Raw genomic sequence first — 16,549 nt, 5'->3', positions numbered from 1 at the left:
AATCAATTTAGTTAAACAATTAAAACGGCATGTCATCATTCTGACCTGACGTATTTGGCCCGTCAAAAGAAGGCTTCGAAGGATCTGATGACGAAGAGAATCCCTGTTTATTGTTTTCAATTTCCTTTTTAGTTGTTAAAAAAGTAAATTCCGTAACCTGGATTTCTGTTGTATATTTTGTAGTTCCGTCTTCTGCCTGCCATTGTCTGGACTTGATACGCCCTTCTACATAAATCTTATCTCCTTTAGAAAGATATTTTTCACATATTTCAGCCGCTTTATTTCTGACCACAAGATTGTGCCATTCCGTAGAAGTGATTCTCTCGTTAGTGGATTTGTTAATATAGACCTCATTAGTAGCCAAAGGGAAACGTCCTATACAATTTCCGCCTTCGAAATAATGCATTTTTACATCATCTCCCAAATGTCCTATTAACATAACTTTATTTACCGTTCCGTTCATGGCTGATACCTGTTTTATTCACTCAAATATACTAATTTCTATTCACTTTGCTCTATACTCTTCAATAAAATTATAGATCACTATCGGAAAGGGCAGCTTTTCAATCTCCGGAAAAGACATTCCGCCAACCAGTGGCTTGTCTGTTTTCAGCTCCCAAAAATGGATGTGCAGGTGTTGGTGCGAAAGTTTATGGATTATTTTTTTAGTGTTCAGCAACCTCAGATCCGATGTTTCAATTCCCTCCCTGCTCCAATCCTGCCCGCTGTTTTGCAGCAGCCCCGCCATTTCCTCCTGCCCTATATCCTGACTGGTTTCAAACAGCGGAAATTCATACAATCCATGCCAGATCCCTTTTGCTTCTCTTTTCGCAACCAGCGATCTTTCATTGACATCCTTTAGAATAAGGTAATTAAAATAGCGGTTAACAACTTTTGTCTTTTTTAATTTCACCGGCAGGCTGTCTACTTTTTTCTTTTGCAATGCCGCACAACTGTCATTAAAAACGCAGCTTCCGCAATCCGGATTCCTCGGCACACATTGCAAAGCACCAAATTCCATCATCGCCTGATTAAACAAGGACGCCTGTTCTTTGGGCAACAAAGCTGCCGCCAGCTCTTTAAATTCTTTTTTAGCCGCCGGAGAAGCAATATCCGTTTCCACATCAAAATAGCGGGACAACACCCGGAACACATTACCGTCTACCACCGGAACGGGCTCACCATAAGCAATGGAAGCGATTGCGGCGGCCGTATATTCACCCACTCCTTTTAATATTAGCAACTCCTTATAAGTACCGGGAAATACCCCACCCATTTCATACGCAACCTGTTTGGCCGTAGCATGAAGGTTACGGGCACGGGAATAATACCCCAAACCCTGCCAGAGTTTTAACACTTGTTCCTCTTCGGCATCTGCCAGATCACGAACCGTTGGAAAAGCCTCCGTAAAAGACAAAAAATAGGGCAAACCCTGCGCAACTCGCGTTTGTTGCAACATGATTTCTGACAGCCAAATAGGATACGGATTCGTTGTTTTTCTCCAGGGTAAATCACGTTTATTTTGTAAATACCATTGAATTAACAAGTTAGTAAAATGCATTCTAAAAAATTAGTCAACAAAAATAAAACTTTATGTAATTAAATTTTAATCAATTAAGGTTGAAATATTGTATTTTTAATTGCTATATTTGCAAACTCAAAAAATTACACATCAATATAAATCGAAAGAAAATGACGAAAGCAGACATCGTAGCGAAAATTTCCGAAAAATTGGGTCTAGAAAAAGGAGATGTACAAGCAACAGTTGAGTCTTTTATGGACGAAGTAAAAAACTCATTAGAAACTGGTGACAATGTATACTTAAGAGGTTTTGGTAGCTTTATCATCAAAACAAGAGCAGAAAAAACAGGTAGAAATATCTCTAAAAACACTACAATAAAGATTCCTGCCCACAACATTCCAGCTTTCAAACCAGCAAAAATTTTTGTTGATGGCGTGAAAACGAATACTGAAGTAAAAGTTAACTAATTTATTAATCACTAAACACTACAATTTATGCCAAGTGGTAAAAAAAGAAAAAGACATAAGGTAGCGACTCACAAACGTAAAAAAAGAGCGAGAGCTAACCGTCACAAGAAGAAAAAGTAGTTTAAAACTACTTTTTTCTTTTTAAAGTTTAAAGTTCATTGAAATTGAAATTATCGTATTTGACTCAAAAAAGAGCGATTTATATTACAAATCGGTTTTTTAGCACCTCAAATCTTTAATTTCGCGGGTTTAACCTGTAAATTAATGTTTAATCCATCTATACGTTTAGTTGCTGTTTTGCCTTGCAAAACACAATGGTCATGTATGGATAAAAATGTACCATGTGAACAAGGAATTAATTATCCGATCTGGTTCAGATGCTGTAGATTTTGCCTTATTAAAAGATGGAAAACTAATTGAATTACACAAAGAAGAGGGCGACAAAAACGGCAACGGCTTTCAGGTGGGCGATATTTTTATTGCCAAAATCAGGAAACCGGTTGCGGGACTAAACGCTGCTTTTGTAAATGTAGGCTTTGAAAAAGACGCCTTTTTACATTATCACGATTTAGGACCAAACCTATCTTCTTTAATAAAATTCATAAAACTTGTAAGCGCAGGTAAAATAAAAGATTTCTCCCTAAAAAACTTTCCTTTTGAACCTGAAATCAACAAAGATGGCGCCATCTCTGATGTATTAAGCGCCAACCAGTCGATTTTAGTTCAAGTAGTTAAAGAACCCATATCCACAAAAGGCCCGAGAATAAGCTCAGAGCTTTCTTTAGCCGGCAGGTATGTTGTTTTAGTTCCTTTTTCGGACCGGATTTCGATTTCTCAAAAAATTGAATCCAAAGAAGAAAAAGACCGCTTAAAACGTTTGGTTCAATCTATCAAACCAAAAGGATTTGGTGTTATTGTCAGAACAGTAGCAGAAGGCAAAAAAGTAGCTGAACTTGACAAAGACTTACAAAATTTACTGGACAAATGGACAGCAATGTGTAAGCGAATCCCTACAGCTCATCATCCTTCAAAAGTATTAGGTGAACTCAACAGAGCCTCCTCAATATTGAGAGATGTATTTAATGATACCTTTACCGGTATTCACATAGATGATGAGGATCTGTATTATCAAACAAAGGAGTATTTGCAAGAAATAGCTCCTTCAAAAGTATCTATTGTTAAGCATTATCAATCGAAAGAGTTACCTCTTTTTGAGAAATACAATATAGAGCGACAAATTAAAACGTCATTTGGAAGAACGGTTTCTATGAGTAAAGGAGCTTACTTAATCATAGAACACACCGAAGCATTACACGTCATTGACGTTAACAGCGGTAATCGTTCCAACAAAGCGCAAAATCAGGAAGACACTGCTCTTGAAGTTAATCTGATAGCTGCTGCAGAAATTGCAAGACAGCTGCGATTAAGAGATATGGGTGGTATTATTGTAGTCGATTTTATCGATATGTCCAATCCTGACAACCGCAAAGTACTCTATGATTTCTTAAAAGAAGAAATGAGCGATGACAAAGCAAAACATAAAATCTTGCCTCCTAGTAAATTTGGATTAATTCAAATCACTAGACAAAGAGTCAGACCTGAAGTTAATATCAAAACAAGAGAAGAAAACCCGAATAATGAAAACGGGGAAATCGAAGCTCCAATCTTGATTGTTGATAAGATATCAGCTGATCTAGAAAGAATTTTAAAGGATCACAGCAAAGTGGTTCTGAATGCGCATCCATTCGTGGCTGCATACCTTACAAAAGGTTTTCCATCATTACGTTCAAAATGGTTTTTTGAACATAAAAAATGGGTGAAAATTATACCTCGTGATGCTTACACGTATTTAGAATACCATTTCTTTGACAAACAGGGAAATGAAATTAAATAAACTAAAAAACCGCTATTCTTAACTGATTAGCGGTTTTTTTTATATGTGTATATTATCGTTTTTTCTTAAAGAACTCCTTCATTAAAGCAGCACATTCATTTTCCATAACTCCGCCGGTAACAAGCGTTTTGGGATGCAGCTGTGTTCCCATTTTCTGAAATCCGCGCTGTTCATCGCGGGCACCAAATACGATTTTAGAAATCTGGCTCCAGTATAACGCCCCCGCACACATCTGGCAAGGCTCCAGCGTTACATAAAGCGTGCAGTCTTTCAGGTATTTCCCGCCTAAAAAATTAGCCGATGCAGTAATTGCCTGCATTTCGGCATGTGCTGTAACATCGTTTAACAACTCCGTCAGGTTATGGCTTCTGGCAATAACCCGATTGTCTATAACCACTATGGCGCCTACAGGAATCTCCCCTTTTTCAAAGGCAATTTCGGCCTCTTGCAAAGCCTTTTTCATAAAATAATCGTCGGTGAAAATATTTTCCATAAAAACAAAAATACAATTTCAAATTGTACCTTTGCTGCATGTCCGAAAAACTCTTACCAAATATTCAATCTCCAGTCCATTTACGGCAGCTTCCGGTTGAACAACTTCCGGTTTTAGCACAGGAATTACGCGACTTTATAATTGATATTGTTGCTGTCAAAGAAGGCCATTTAGGCGCAAGCCTTGGAGTAGTCGAACTTACGATAGCGCTTCATTATATTTTCAATACCCCTGAAGATTTATTGGTCTGGGATGTAGGCCACCAGGCTTACGGACATAAAATACTGACTGAAAGAGCCGAAATATTTCATACGAACCGGCAGCTGAACGGCATATCCGGTTTCCCGAAACGCAGCGAAAGCATTTACGATACTTTTGGTGTCGGGCATTCCTCCACGGCAATATCGGCCGCACTCGGAATGGCCATTGCGTCCAACCTGAAAGGAGAAACGGAAAAACAGCACATCGCCGTAATTGGCGATGCTTCCATAGCTTCCGGAATGGCTTTTGAAGGACTGAATCACGCCGGGGTAACCGATGCCAATTTACTGGTTATCCTGAATGACAATGCCATTGGGATAGATCCCAGCGTAGGTGCTCTTAAAGATTACCTGACTTCGGTAAAAGCCGGAAAGAATCCGAAAGAGAACAACATGATCAGTTCCCTGAATTTTGATTATTCCGGTCCTATTGACGGTCATGACATCCCTCTTTTGTTAAGTGAGCTGAACCGTCTTAAAAATAAAAAAGGTCCTAAATTCCTTCATATTATCACCACCAAAGGAAAAGGACTGGAACAGGCCGAAAAAGACCAGGTGAAATACCATGCACCGGGAAAATTCGACAAAGTAACCGGTGAGATAATTCCCAAATCTGAAGATCATCTGCCGCCAAAATTCCAGGATGTTTTTGGTTTAACCCTAGTGGAACTGGCCCGACAGAATGAAAAAATAATCGGCATCACACCCGCTATGCCAACCGGTTCTTCCATGAAATTCATGATGGAGGAAATCCCGTCGCGTGCCTTTGACGTGGGCATAGCCGAACAGCATGCCGTAACACTGGCCGCCGGAATGGCAACACAGAGAATGGTTGTTTTTTGCAACATTTATTCTACCTTTTTACAACGGGCTTACGACCAGGTTATCCACGATGTGGCACTACAGGATCTTCCGGTAATTTTTTGCCTGGACCGTGCAGGGCTTGTCGGCGAAGACGGCGCAACCCACCAGGGTGTATTTGACATTGCCTACCTGAGCTGTATTCCGAACCTTATCCTGTTTGCTCCGCTTAATGAGATCGAACTGAGAAACGGGATGTACACCGCACAGACAGGACTGGAACATCCTATTGCGATACGCTATCCGAGAGGAAGAGGCTATATCCGCAACTGGCAGCTGCCTTTTGAAAAAATTGAGATCGGCAAAGCCAGACTATTGCAAAAAGGTACCCAAACAGCCATACTATCTACCGGCACAATCGGCAATAATATTACTGCGGCTTTAAACGAAATACAGGATGCGGCTTTATTTTCGCATTATCATTTTCCTTTTATAAAACCACTGGATGAACAAAGCCTGCATGAAATCTGTAACACACACACCACTATCATAACCATTGAGGATGGCAGCATCATCGGCGGCTTCGGCAGTCTTGTTACTGCTTTTATAACCGATAATAATTACCCTGTAAGTGTTAAAAAACTGGGGGTACCGGATTTTTTCATTGAACACGGCACAGTTATTGAGCAACAACAAAGTTGCAAAATTGACGTTATCAGTTTGAAGAATTTTTTATCAAGCCTCTGAATGTAAGCACTTTTGCCTATTACAAAATTAAAAACTCTATTTGATCATGAAAATTACTCCGTATCTAATCGGATTACTTTTTATTTTAACTATTTCAAAAAGTAATGCACAAGACGTTGTAAGAACAACAATCCCCGACACCACCACCTACTGGCACAAAAAGAACGTTATCGGCCTCGATTTCAGCCAGATTGCCTTTATCAATTGGAGCGTCGGAGGAAACAACTCCATTTCCGGCCTTTTAAAGGGCGCTTTCCTAAGAAACTACACCAAAGGCAATCTTAGATGGAAAAACGAATTAATCGTGCGCTATGGCGTAAATAAGCAGGAAGAAAGGGAATTACGGAAAACGGATGATGCGGTACAGCTTAATTCCACCATCGGATACCGTCATGATAGTATTTCAAACTGGTACCACAGTGCGAAATTAAATTTCAACACGCAGTTTACAAGCGGTTATGCTTATCCCAATACGGATCTGGCAATTTCGAAGGCTTTTGCCCCGGCTTACTGGTTTCTGGGTGTAGGAGCAGAATATTCCAATAAAGAAAAAAAGCTGAATGCCTATTTTTCTCCGCTGACACAAAAAACCACTTTAGTACTGGATCAGCGTTTAGCCGACCAGGGGGCTTTCGGGGTTGACAAAGCGGTTTATGACGCAGATGGTAATCTGATCAGGCATGGTAAAAAGTCGCGGACAGAAGTGGGAATTTTAGTCACCAACCAATGGAAGAATGAAATCTATAAAAATATTTTCCTGGATCATCGATTAAGCCTTTATACCGATTACCTGAATAATTTTGGCAATGTCGATGTAGACTGGCAGGTACAGCTTGATCTGGTCGTAAATCAATATGTAAAAGCCAATATCGGTACCAATCTCGTTTATGACGATGACATCAAATCGAAAAAGGAGATAGACGGCGTACAGGTTACACAAGGTCCTAAAATCCAGTTTAAACAATTACTCGGTGTAGGATTGAGCTATACTTTTTAAAAACAAAAAAGGTTCCTTTCGGAACCTTTTTTATTAGAATTAATTTAATATAACCTTCTTCGTATAACTTAGATTATCTCCATCAATCTTAAGAATATACATTCCTGATTGTAATCCTTTCAGATTTATTGTTTTTTCGATATTGAAGTCGTCAACTTTTTGGTTGTACACTTTTCTACCGTTTATATCAAATACTTCAAGTGTCACTTTTCCGCTGTAGTTTCCAATAAACACATTGAACGTTCCGTTTGAAGGGTTAGGATATACCTTGATCATATCTTCATTCTGGAAATAGTCTACTGCTAACGTACAGTTAGGTCCCTGTGGCGGCGTTGTAAAATCTTCCACCTGGTCGTTAATACCGGCAATACCGGAATTGGTTCCAGCCGAAGCATTAACACCCAATCCTCTTCTTGCAAATACATCCCAGATCATACAGAAATCCTGTCCGCCTGTCGTTGCCTGATCTGCTGCAATAATAGCATTTCTACCGGAAACGAATGAAGGGTTACAAGGCTGTAATTTTAAAGCGTCAATAACCAGTCTTAAAACTTTGTTATTTCCACCGGTACCGGTGTACATATTCGCATCGTATCCGTATTTGTTAACATAAGCCCAGGCTAAATCCCATAATACACTAGCCCAAACCGTTCCTACAGCGTGAACATCAATTCTTGTTGTTCCGTTAGCGTCTACATAGGTTAAACCATTTGTATCTCCGTAAGTAAGCGGGTTAATAGCTAAATCCGTTGAATATTTAAAAGCACGGATTCCTCTTCCGTCTGTAGGCTGATTGGCCAAGAAAGTAGCAATACCTTTACCAACAACCGGAGAATCACCAGCTTTCATCTGCAACATATAAGCAAAGAAATCTGACCATCCTTCTCCCATTTGCTCTGAACTTGTTAAACAAGCCGCATTAGCCGGTCCGCCGGTTAAACGGGAAGAAACACCATGTCCGTATTCGTGTGTAATAACACCATTATCAAAATCGCCATCAGAATTCACAAAGTTAACCGGCTGAATAGCAATCGTTAAATTAAGTGTTCCGTTTTGCATGGCTGCGATCATAGCATTTCCAACAGAAGGTCTGATGGAAATAGCAGGGATTGTTATCGCTGCATTATCACCACCCATCACGATATCTTCTTCTAAATTGTTTACCACGATAACTGCAAGTGCTCCTGCATTCTGAGCAAACATAACTTTTTCAACAAAAGAACAGGTTCCTCTTTTGATCATTACGATCTTACCGTTCAATTCTGCACCGTTTATAGCTGCTGTACAAGCATCTGCATTATCCGGAACACCGTCATTGAACAGGGCCACATTAGCCGTAATCCCTGCAGGCTGCACCGGCAATGCCACGTGACCGTTAGTAAAGTTATTGTCAACCGCTACATAGCTACCCGCTAAAGAAGCCGGGGAATGAATCTCGAAAAATTTAGGTCTTGGTCCAACATCCCATAAATACATCTGCATTCTCGGGCGCTGTCCGTCAACCGGTGTGGAAAAGTTTGCGTTATTTGTTCCGCTTCCATCCTGTGCATCAGCTAAAACAGCATCACCCTGAAGGGTAACTGTTCCTCCTTTTCCATAATTATTCTGCTGGAAGTTACCGTTAACTTCATTAAAACCATACTGATACATGATATCGTGCATGATATTATTCATGTAGAACAGGTTTGTCGTTGCAGCATTCGTATAAGTAGACGCTGCTACTCCGGTTCCGCCGTAAGGATAGTCAAAAACCAATCCTGCACCTCCGTCCGGACTTGCTCCGTTTCCGTTTGTTCCGGCAATATCTTCTTTTGCCCAAACGTTATTTCCTCTTGTAATGGTAAATTCCGCGCCGGCTGTTCCGTTAATATCATGCCATCCGTAAGGAGAAGCAAGCGCATTATCCGGAGAAACCAACAACTCTCTGTTACCGTGATTAGGACTTTCCACATTGAATGGGTACACACGGTAAGATCCCGACTGTACCTGCGCAAAAGAATTTGCTTCTTTAAACGCTTTATTGCCAAAGTTCATGGAGTGGTTGTGCTCTTTGTGATTCGCATCACCAAAATTACAACTTAAAACCAAGTCAAAATTTTCCAGAAGTTTACCGTTTACAGCATCGATTCTAACACTCCATAAATGCTTGTAATCGGAAGTATAAAACGTATAATCCCAGGCCAGACGCAACGATTCGTCTTCCATTTGCTGGAACACCAATTCTGCACTTACCGGATCATCCTGTAACGTTCCGTTAGACAATTTAAATTCTTTATTGCTGATTGTAGTAACAACCTGGCTGCTGAACGTTTGTACTTTCAACAGGCTTAACGCTTTCTGGAAGCCGTCAAGCACTGATAAAACCGGAGTAACCGTATTGATCTTTGCCGATATTCCCGGAACAAACCGATTTCCAACATTAATAACCTCTCCGTTTTTAACAGAAAAATTGGTTATTGCATTAAAAATTTCGATTCCTTTATACCGCTGCTTAACATAATAGTTATTGATTTTTGTAGTGGAAGAACTCGCTTCACTTTCAACAAACCAGTCCTCAACATCTTGCTTCGTTAATCCAAGTTTTTGATGATTATTAGCCAGATATCGCTGAATCTGCTCATTTTGGGATTGGGCAAATCCTACGCCACTTGCTAACATTAGCATCAATAGGGTAGTTTTTTTCATAATTTGTAGTTAGCTTTTTTAATTTAAGTATCACAAAATTAAACTTTTATTCCACTTAACAAAAAAATAGCGTTAATTTATCAGTAAGAATTAAATCCCGGCTTTTATAATATTAAAGATTTGTAAAGCTTTACCGTCAGTTAACATCGAAACGAAATGACAGATATGCATCAGCCGTTCATAAAGTTTCATTTTTTCGGTTATAAATTTCTCCGGCAATAATTTTAAGATCAGGATATCATAATTGGTTGCCTTGCCTTCAAATTTATTATTGTATGCTGTACAGAATTTATCCAGCAACGTATTGATAATCTGGTAACCCATGATTTCTTTTTCAATTACCTCACGGCTCTGATAGATATTCTTAATACTAATCTTGATAATGTCGTCCATCTGGGCTTTGTACTGGCTTTTGTCCATCAGGGCTACATGGAAGTTCCCCTGAAGAATTGCTTCTTCATTTTCAAGGAAGACCTTTACGGCATCGCCTATCAAGCTGCTGATCGCCAAAGCACGCAGGTAGCTGATACGGTCTTCTTTTGTGGTAAGGGTATTGTATTTTTTGTTATCGATCGTATGCCTTACTAAATTAATAAGGTATTCCAGAGCAAAGTCCTCATCTACCAGACCCAGATTAATACCGTCTTCAAAATCGATTATGGTATAGCAAATATCGTCTGCCGCTTCAACCAGAAATGCCAGCGGATGTCTTTCAAACCCGATATCTTCCGTTTTTTTATTGGACAGCATCCCCAGTTCTGCCGCTACGTCTTTAAAAAATTCTTTATCGGTCTGGAAAAAGCCGAATTTCTTATCGGCTATATTAGCCGTAGGTTTTTTAGGAAGGCTTTCTTTCGGATATTTCATAAAGGCTCCTAAGGTGGCATAGGAAATCCGAAGCCCGCCTTCATTACCCGGACGGGAACCGGTCAGTACCGAAAAGCCATTGGCATTTCCTTCAAAGTCCACCAGATCCTGCCATTCTTTAGGTTCCAGTTGCGCCTGATACTGCAAGCCGTTTCCGGTTTTAAAATATTCCCCTATCGCCTTTTCGCCGGAATGTCCAAACGGCGGATTCCCGATATCGTGTGCCAAAGCAGCTGCCGCTACAATCGTTCCGAAATCGTTCATGTGGAAACCGTGTATTTCTTTTAAATGAGGATATTTTTCTAAGATTTTCTTTCCAACCAAACGGCCTAAAGAACGTCCCACAACCGATACTTCCAAACTGTGCGTTAACCGCGTATGTACGAAATCGGTTTTCGAAAGCGGAATAACCTGCGTTTTATCCTGTAAGCTTCGAAAGGCAGATGAAAAGATGATCCTGTCGTAATCAACTTCAAAACCCAGCCGGGTATCATCCTGTTCTTTTCTTAAACGTTTGCTTGTATCGCCTTGTCTTTTTAAGGACAAGAGCTGTTCCCAGTTCATCATTGGATTCCTTATATTATATATTCTGAATTGTTCTGATTCAAAATAGGATTAATTATTTTGTTGTTTGGCTATCTCTGCCTGAATAATATTGTTTTTCACTTCTTTAAAAACATGGTTTTTTGCCTCTGCAAATGAAATGTCATAGATGCGTTCCAGTTTTTGGAATGGTACCGGATACTTAGACAATAAATGGGTGTAATATTTATCCAGCACATCTTTGGAAGGCAAGGTAAATTCCAGCTTTAATTCAAACCGGCGTACCAAAGCTTCATCAATCATCTGTATCTGGTTGGTTGCCGCAATTAGAATGGATTTTTTCGGGAAGTTATCAATCAGCTGTAAAATGGCATTGACAACCCTTTTCATCTCGCTACTGTCTTTGTTATCATAATCCCGGATTTGCCCCAACGAATCAAATTCATCAAAGAACAATACGGCGCTTTCATACAATACTTCTTTAAACAGTCCTTCAATATTCTTTGCTGTTTCGCCCAGTTTGGACGACACGATACTCGCCAGGTTTACAATGATGATTTTCTTATCGAGCCGTTTTGCTATGGCTTTTGCCGTCATTGTTTTCCCACAGCCGGTTTTTCCGTAAAGCAGCATTTTGTTGACTACCGGCAGTTCATACTGTTCCAAAATTTCCCGATACTGGTATTCCTTTAAAAACTGATTGATCTGTCCGGATACCGCTTCGTTAAAAACAACATCTTCCAGGTTGATATTACTCCTGTCTGTAAAATATAAAGTACTCAAAATTATTCCGGTTTTATACGTTAGGACTTATTCACAAATGTACAAATACAATTTCTTTAAAAACAAAACAGCTGTCAAATGACAACTGTTCTTTATATATTCTTTCTTTCTACTATTTTCTACAGTAAAAAAACAGCTACCTTTTCAAGTAGCTGCCTGTTATTCTTATAGTTTCATTCCAGAATTATGAACCACACATTTCGCAATCGTCCGGTTCTGCATTTTTAGAACGTTCCAGCATGGCGCGGAATTCGTCAACTGCAATTTCCTCTTCTTTTACAGATGGTGTTTCTTCTTTTTTATCATTATTCAATGTGAACTTGATCGCGTCAACCGCACTCTTCGTTCTTAAATAGTACATTCCTGTTTTTAATCCGGATTGCCACGCATAGAAATGCATTGATGTTAGTTTTGCAAAAGTAGCTCCTTCCATAAACAGGTTTAACGACTGGGACTGATCGATAAAATATCCTCTGTGACGTGACATATCGATAATATCTTTCATACTCATTTCCCAAACGGTTTTGTACAATTCTTTAATATCCTGAGGAATCGCATCGATATCCTGGATAGAACCGTTTGCACGCATGATTTCCTGTTTCAGGCTTTCATTCCACAATCCTAAGTTTACCAAATCATGTAATAAATGCTTGTTTACTACAATAAATTCACCAGACAATACCCGTCTTGTATAAATATTGGATGTATATGGTTCAAAAGCTTCGTTGTTTCCTAAAATCTGAGACGTGGAAGCTGTTGGCATCGGTGCCATCAACAAAGAGTTACGCACTCCGTGTTCCATTACTTCTTTACGCAGTGATTTCCAATCCCAACGACCGCTTAATTCTTCATCGCTTAATCCCCAAAGATTATACTGGAATTCTCCCTGAGAGATCGGTGATCCCTGGAAAGTTGAATATGGCCCTTCTTCTTTTGCCATTTCCATCGAAGCAGTAACTGCAGCAAAGTACATGGTTTCAAAGATTTCCTGGTTCAGTTTTTTAGCTTCATCGCTGGTGAAAGGCAAACGCAGTAAGATAAAAGCATCCGCCAGACCTTGCACTCCCAATCCAACCGGACGGTGACGCATGTTTGAGTTTTCCGCTTCCTGAACAGGATAGTAGTTTCTGTCGATTACTTTATTCAGGTTGCGTGTTACACGTTTCGTTACATCAAAAAGCAATTCATGGTTAAACGCCCCGTTTTCTACAAACATCGGTAACGAAATGGAAGCCAGGTTACAAACAGCAATTTCATCTGCCGATGTGTATTCCATGATTTCCGTACACAGGTTGGAAGAACGGATTGTTCCTAAATTCTTTTGATTTGATTTTCGGTTTGCCGCATCTTTATACAGCATATAAGGTGTTCCTGTTTCAATTTGAGATTCCAGGATTTTTTCCCATAGTTCACGGGCTTTTATTGTTTTTCTGCCTTTTCCAGCATTTTCATAGGCAATGTACATCGCATCAAACTCATCGCCGTAAACATTATATAATCCCGGACATTCGTTCGGACACATTAAAGTCCATGAAGCGTCTTCCTGAACTCTTTTCATGAAAAGGTCATTCATCCACATTGCATAAAAAAGGTCACGGGCACGCATTTCTTCTTTACCGTGATTTTTTCTCAAATCAAGGAAATCAAAAATATCCGCATGCCACGGCTCTACATAAACAGCAAAGCTTCCTTTACGTTTTCCACCGCCCTGGTCTACATAACGGGCCGTATCGTTAAACACACGAAGCATCGGTACGATTCCGTTTGATGTTCCGTTTGTTCCACGAATATACGAACCGGTTGCACGAACGTTGTGGATCGATAATCCGATTCCGCCGGCAGACTGGGAAATTTTAGCCGTTTGTTTTAATGTATCGTAAATACCGTCAATACTGTCATCCTGCATGGCTAACAGGAAGCATGAAGACATTTGCGGTTTTGGTGTTCCGGCATTGAATAACGTTGGTGTTGCATGTGTAAAGAATTTTTTAGACATTAACTCATACGTTTCGATAGCCGATTCAATATCGTTAAGGTGAATTCCAACGGAAACACGCATTAACATGTGCTGCGGACGCTCTACGATCTGCCCGTTGATACGCAGCAAATAAGAACGCTCCAGGGTTTTAAATCCGAAATAATCGTAATTAAAATCCCTGTTATAGATAATTGTAGAATCCAATCGTTCGGCATTTGCCATAATCACTTCGTGAACCTCATCGGAGATTAACGGTGAATCCTGATTGGTTCTCGGATTAACATACTGATACATGTCAGTCATGGTTTCCGAGAATGATTTTTTAGTATTCTTGTGCAGGTTGGATACCGCAATTCGCGCTGCCAACTGTGCATAATCCGGATGCGAAACGGTCATTGACGCTGCCGTTTCGGCAGCTAAATTATCCAATTCGGATGTTGTTACTCCATCATACAAACCTTCAATAACACGCATGGCTACTTTTACAGGATCAACCAGGTCGTTTAATCCGTAGCATAGAATTCTAACTCTATCTGTAATCTTATCAAACATTACAGGTTCTCTTCGTCCGTCTCTTTTTACTACATACATATTATTGAAAAATTTATGAGTGATTAATTAAAAATTGTGAGAAAACCTTTTTTGTTTTCTGCTTAAACTTTCCCAAAAAGGGAATACATGTCGATTAAAAATCAGCGTCGAAGCTAATTTTCTGCGAATCGGTATCTTTATTCATAACGCCCGCTTTCTGATATTCGGAAACTCGTTTTTCAAAGAAATTTGTTTTTCCCTGTAACGAAATCATGTCCATAAAATCAAACGGGTTTGTTGCATTATATACTTTTTCGCACTGCAATTCCACCAACAATCTGTCGGCAACAAATTCCAGATACTGAATCATCAATACAGAGTTCATCCCGATCAAACTCGCCGGTAACGATTCTGTAATAAATTCTCTTTCGATATTCAGTGCATCTGTAATAATCTCTTTAATTCTGTTTTTCGATACTTTATTAACCAAATGGTGGTTGTGTAAATGCACTGCAAAATCACAATGCACTCCTTCATCACGGGAAATCAGCTCGTTCGAAAATGTCAGTCCCGGCATTAATCCGCGTTTTTTCAACCAGAAAATAGAACAGAAAGCTCCTGAGAAGAAGATTCCTTCAACCGCTGCAAAAGCAATTAACCGCTCTGCAAACGAATCGGACTCAATCCATTTCAACGCCCACTCCGCTTTTTTCTTAATTGCCGGAAACACTTCAATAGCGTGGAACAACTGGTTCTTTTCCGCTTCGTCTTTTACATACGTATCAATTAAAAGCGAATAGGTTTCACTGTGGATGTTTTCCATCATGATCTGGAAACCGTAAAAGAATTTCGCCTCGGCATACTGTACTTCATTCACGAAGTTTTCAGCCAGGTTTTCATTTACAATACCATCAGAAGCCGCAAAAAATGCCAGAATATGTTTGATAAAATATTTCTCATCCTCATTTAACTTGGTATTCCAGTCGGTTAAATCCTGATGAAGATCAATTTCTTCCGCCGTCCAAAAGCTAGCTTCCATCTTTTTGTACCATTCCCAGATATCATGGTGTTTGATAGGAAAAATCACAAAACGATCTTTGTTTTCTTGTAAAATTGGTTCGACTGCTGACATAGTATGTTGACTTTTATAGAATTATAATTTTAAAGATTCCCAGAAAGAACCCCTACAAAGGTTGTCATTTGAAATGTAAAAAGAAAGTCAAACCCAGCCAAACTTATTCACAATTGGAACGAGTTTTTAACAACCGAAGAAAATTCTTTCAAGGTCATTATTAAAGTCTAAATTTTTGAATTTCAACAATTTACAAAAAATCAAAAAACAACGAAAACCTGCCCGAAAAGCAGTAAATACATTGGCTTAAAGCCTAAAGGAAACGATTCTTTTTTGAAGCTTTATGCTTTGAGTTCTTCGGCTACTTTTTCAAGCTCATCATACCAGTCTTGTCCAAATTTCCGAACCAAAGCTTCTTTTACAAATTTATATACCGGCACTTCCAATTCCTTTCCTAACGAACAGGCATCATCACAAATATGCCACTTGTGATAGTTAACAGCTGCAAATTCCGAAAAGTCTTTAACGCGAATTGGATACAGGTGGCAGGAAACCGGTTTTTTCCAGTCTACCAATCCCTGATTATACGCCTGCTCTATACCGCAAAGCGCGGTTTTTCCATCGAAAATAACGTAAGCACAGTCGGCTCCGTTAATTAAAGGTGTTTCTAATTCACCGTCTTCCCCAACAATAGAAGTTCCCTGCGCTTCAATAGCAGCAATACCTTCCGGACGAAGAAACGGCTTTACAATAGGATATATTTCCGCTAAAATTTTAGTTTCGTTTTCATCAAGCGGCGCACCGGCATCCCCGTCCACACAACAGGCTCCTTTACAAGCCGACAAATTACATACAAACTCTTTTTCAAGAATTTCCTCAGACACAATGGTTTTACCTAATTGAAACATT

General features: G+C 39.5%; 13 protein-coding genes. 4 read left to right on the top strand and 9 right to left on the bottom strand.

The annotated features are described in order from the left end of the window. Window positions 1-19: 19 nt before the first annotated feature. Both HW120_RS04955 and mutY read right to left on the bottom strand, forming a co-directional pair. Window positions 20-463 (bottom strand): single-stranded DNA-binding protein, encoded by a 444-nt coding sequence (locus HW120_RS04955; RefSeq protein WP_177731424.1) that lies wholly within the window; start codon window positions 461-463, stop codon window positions 20-22. A 42-nt stretch (window positions 464-505) separates the two neighbouring features. Beyond that, window positions 506-1,561 (bottom strand): A/G-specific adenine glycosylase, encoded by a 1,056-nt coding sequence (gene mutY / locus HW120_RS04950; protein WP_177731422.1) that lies wholly within the window; start codon window positions 1,559-1,561, stop codon window positions 506-508. A gap of 116 nt (window positions 1,562-1,677) precedes the next feature. Here mutY and HW120_RS04945 point away from each other — a divergent pair, with 116 nt between their 5' ends. Further along, a complete protein-coding gene (locus tag HW120_RS04945; protein WP_262888439.1) occupies window positions 1,678-1,989 on the top strand; it encodes an HU family DNA-binding protein in 312 nt (103 codons plus the stop codon). A 334-nt stretch (window positions 1,990-2,323) separates the two neighbouring features. Beyond that, a complete protein-coding gene (locus HW120_RS04940; RefSeq protein WP_177731415.1) occupies window positions 2,324-3,883 on the top strand; it encodes an Rne/Rng family ribonuclease in 1,560 nt (519 codons plus the stop codon). A gap of 52 nt (window positions 3,884-3,935) precedes the next feature. Here the strand turns inward: HW120_RS04940 and HW120_RS04935 are convergent, their stop codons facing one another. Further along, a complete protein-coding gene (locus HW120_RS04935) occupies window positions 3,936-4,376 on the bottom strand; it encodes a nucleoside deaminase (RefSeq protein WP_177731413.1) in 441 nt (146 codons plus the stop codon). A 38-nt stretch (window positions 4,377-4,414) separates the two neighbouring features. Here HW120_RS04935 and HW120_RS04930 point away from each other — a divergent pair, with 38 nt between their 5' ends. Both HW120_RS04930 and HW120_RS04925 read left to right on the top strand, forming a co-directional pair. Then, window positions 4,415-6,184: a 1-deoxy-D-xylulose-5-phosphate synthase gene (locus HW120_RS04930; RefSeq protein ID WP_177731412.1), complete on the top strand. Its 1,770-nt coding sequence runs from the start codon at window positions 4,415-4,417 to the stop codon at window positions 6,182-6,184. 46 nt (window positions 6,185-6,230) lie between these two features. After that, complete coding sequence (locus tag HW120_RS04925; RefSeq protein ID WP_177731410.1) at window positions 6,231-7,181, top strand: DUF3078 domain-containing protein; 951 nt, start codon at window positions 6,231-6,233, stop codon at window positions 7,179-7,181. 39 nt (window positions 7,182-7,220) lie between these two features. On the opposite strand, the gene HW120_RS04920 is transcribed toward HW120_RS04925, so the two are convergent. The 6 genes from HW120_RS04920 to HW120_RS04895 form a co-directional block, all read right to left on the bottom strand. Further along, complete coding sequence (locus HW120_RS04920) at window positions 7,221-9,866, bottom strand: T9SS-dependent M36 family metallopeptidase (RefSeq protein WP_177731408.1); 2,646 nt, start codon at window positions 9,864-9,866, stop codon at window positions 7,221-7,223. 90 nt (window positions 9,867-9,956) lie between these two features. Continuing rightward, window positions 9,957-11,297 carry a dGTP triphosphohydrolase gene (gene dgt, locus HW120_RS04915; protein WP_177736190.1) on the bottom strand — a complete coding sequence of 447 codons (1,341 nt, stop codon included), beginning with the start codon at window positions 11,295-11,297 and terminating at the stop codon, window positions 9,957-9,959. Window positions 11,298-11,348: 51 nt separating this feature from the next. Further along, window positions 11,349-12,059 (bottom strand): AAA family ATPase, encoded by a 711-nt coding sequence (locus HW120_RS04910; protein ID WP_177731406.1) that lies wholly within the window; start codon window positions 12,057-12,059, stop codon window positions 11,349-11,351. A gap of 184 nt (window positions 12,060-12,243) precedes the next feature. Then, window positions 12,244-14,628 (bottom strand): ribonucleoside-diphosphate reductase subunit alpha, encoded by a 2,385-nt coding sequence (locus HW120_RS04905; RefSeq protein ID WP_177731404.1) that lies wholly within the window; start codon window positions 14,626-14,628, stop codon window positions 12,244-12,246. Between the two features lie 94 nt (window positions 14,629-14,722). Further along, entirely contained in the window at window positions 14,723-15,700 is a 978-nt protein-coding gene (locus HW120_RS04900; RefSeq protein WP_177731402.1) for a ribonucleotide-diphosphate reductase subunit beta, read from the bottom strand. 281 nt (window positions 15,701-15,981) lie between these two features. Beyond that, window positions 15,982-16,548, bottom strand: coding sequence for a DUF3109 family protein (locus HW120_RS04895; protein ID WP_177731400.1), 567 nt, complete (start codon window positions 16,546-16,548; stop codon window positions 15,982-15,984). Window position 16,549: the final 1 nt, after the last annotated feature.

This window comes from Flavobacterium inviolabile, from assembly GCF_013389455.1.
Taxonomy (GTDB): Bacteria; Bacteroidota; Bacteroidia; order Flavobacteriales; family Flavobacteriaceae; genus Flavobacterium; species Flavobacterium inviolabile.
This window is presented reverse-complemented; position numbering and strand designations above follow the sequence as displayed.

What these genes read in the sequence shown, in the direction of transcription:
- HW120_RS04930 (WP_177731412.1), top strand. Translation starts at nt 4,415, where the DNA reads ATGTCCGAAAAACTCTTACCAAATATTCAATCTCCAGTCCATTTACGG.
- HW120_RS04905 (WP_177731404.1), bottom strand. Translation starts at nt 14,628, where the DNA reads ATGTATGTAGTAAAAAGAGACGGACGAAGAGAACCTGTAATGTTTGAT.
- HW120_RS04900 (WP_177731402.1), bottom strand. Translation starts at nt 15,700, where the DNA reads ATGTCAGCAGTCGAACCAATTTTACAAGAAAACAAAGATCGTTTTGTG.
- dgt (WP_177736190.1), bottom strand. Translation starts at nt 11,297, where the DNA reads ATGAACTGGGAACAGCTCTTGTCCTTAAAAAGACAAGGCGATACAAGC.
- HW120_RS04925 (WP_177731410.1), top strand. Translation starts at nt 6,231, where the DNA reads ATGAAAATTACTCCGTATCTAATCGGATTACTTTTTATTTTAACTATT.
- HW120_RS04935 (WP_177731413.1), bottom strand. Translation starts at nt 4,376, where the DNA reads ATGGAAAATATTTTCACCGACGATTATTTTATGAAAAAGGCTTTGCAA.
- mutY (WP_177731422.1), bottom strand. Translation starts at nt 1,561, where the DNA reads ATGCATTTTACTAACTTGTTAATTCAATGGTATTTACAAAATAAACGT.
- HW120_RS04955 (WP_177731424.1), bottom strand. Translation starts at nt 463, where the DNA reads ATGAACGGAACGGTAAATAAAGTTATGTTAATAGGACATTTGGGAGAT.
- HW120_RS04895 (WP_177731400.1), bottom strand. Translation starts at nt 16,548, where the DNA reads ATGTTTCAATTAGGTAAAACCATTGTGTCTGAGGAAATTCTTGAAAAA.
- HW120_RS04920 (WP_177731408.1), bottom strand. Translation starts at nt 9,866, where the DNA reads ATGAAAAAAACTACCCTATTGATGCTAATGTTAGCAAGTGGCGTAGGA.
- HW120_RS04940 (WP_177731415.1), top strand. Translation starts at nt 2,324, where the DNA reads ATGTACCATGTGAACAAGGAATTAATTATCCGATCTGGTTCAGATGCT.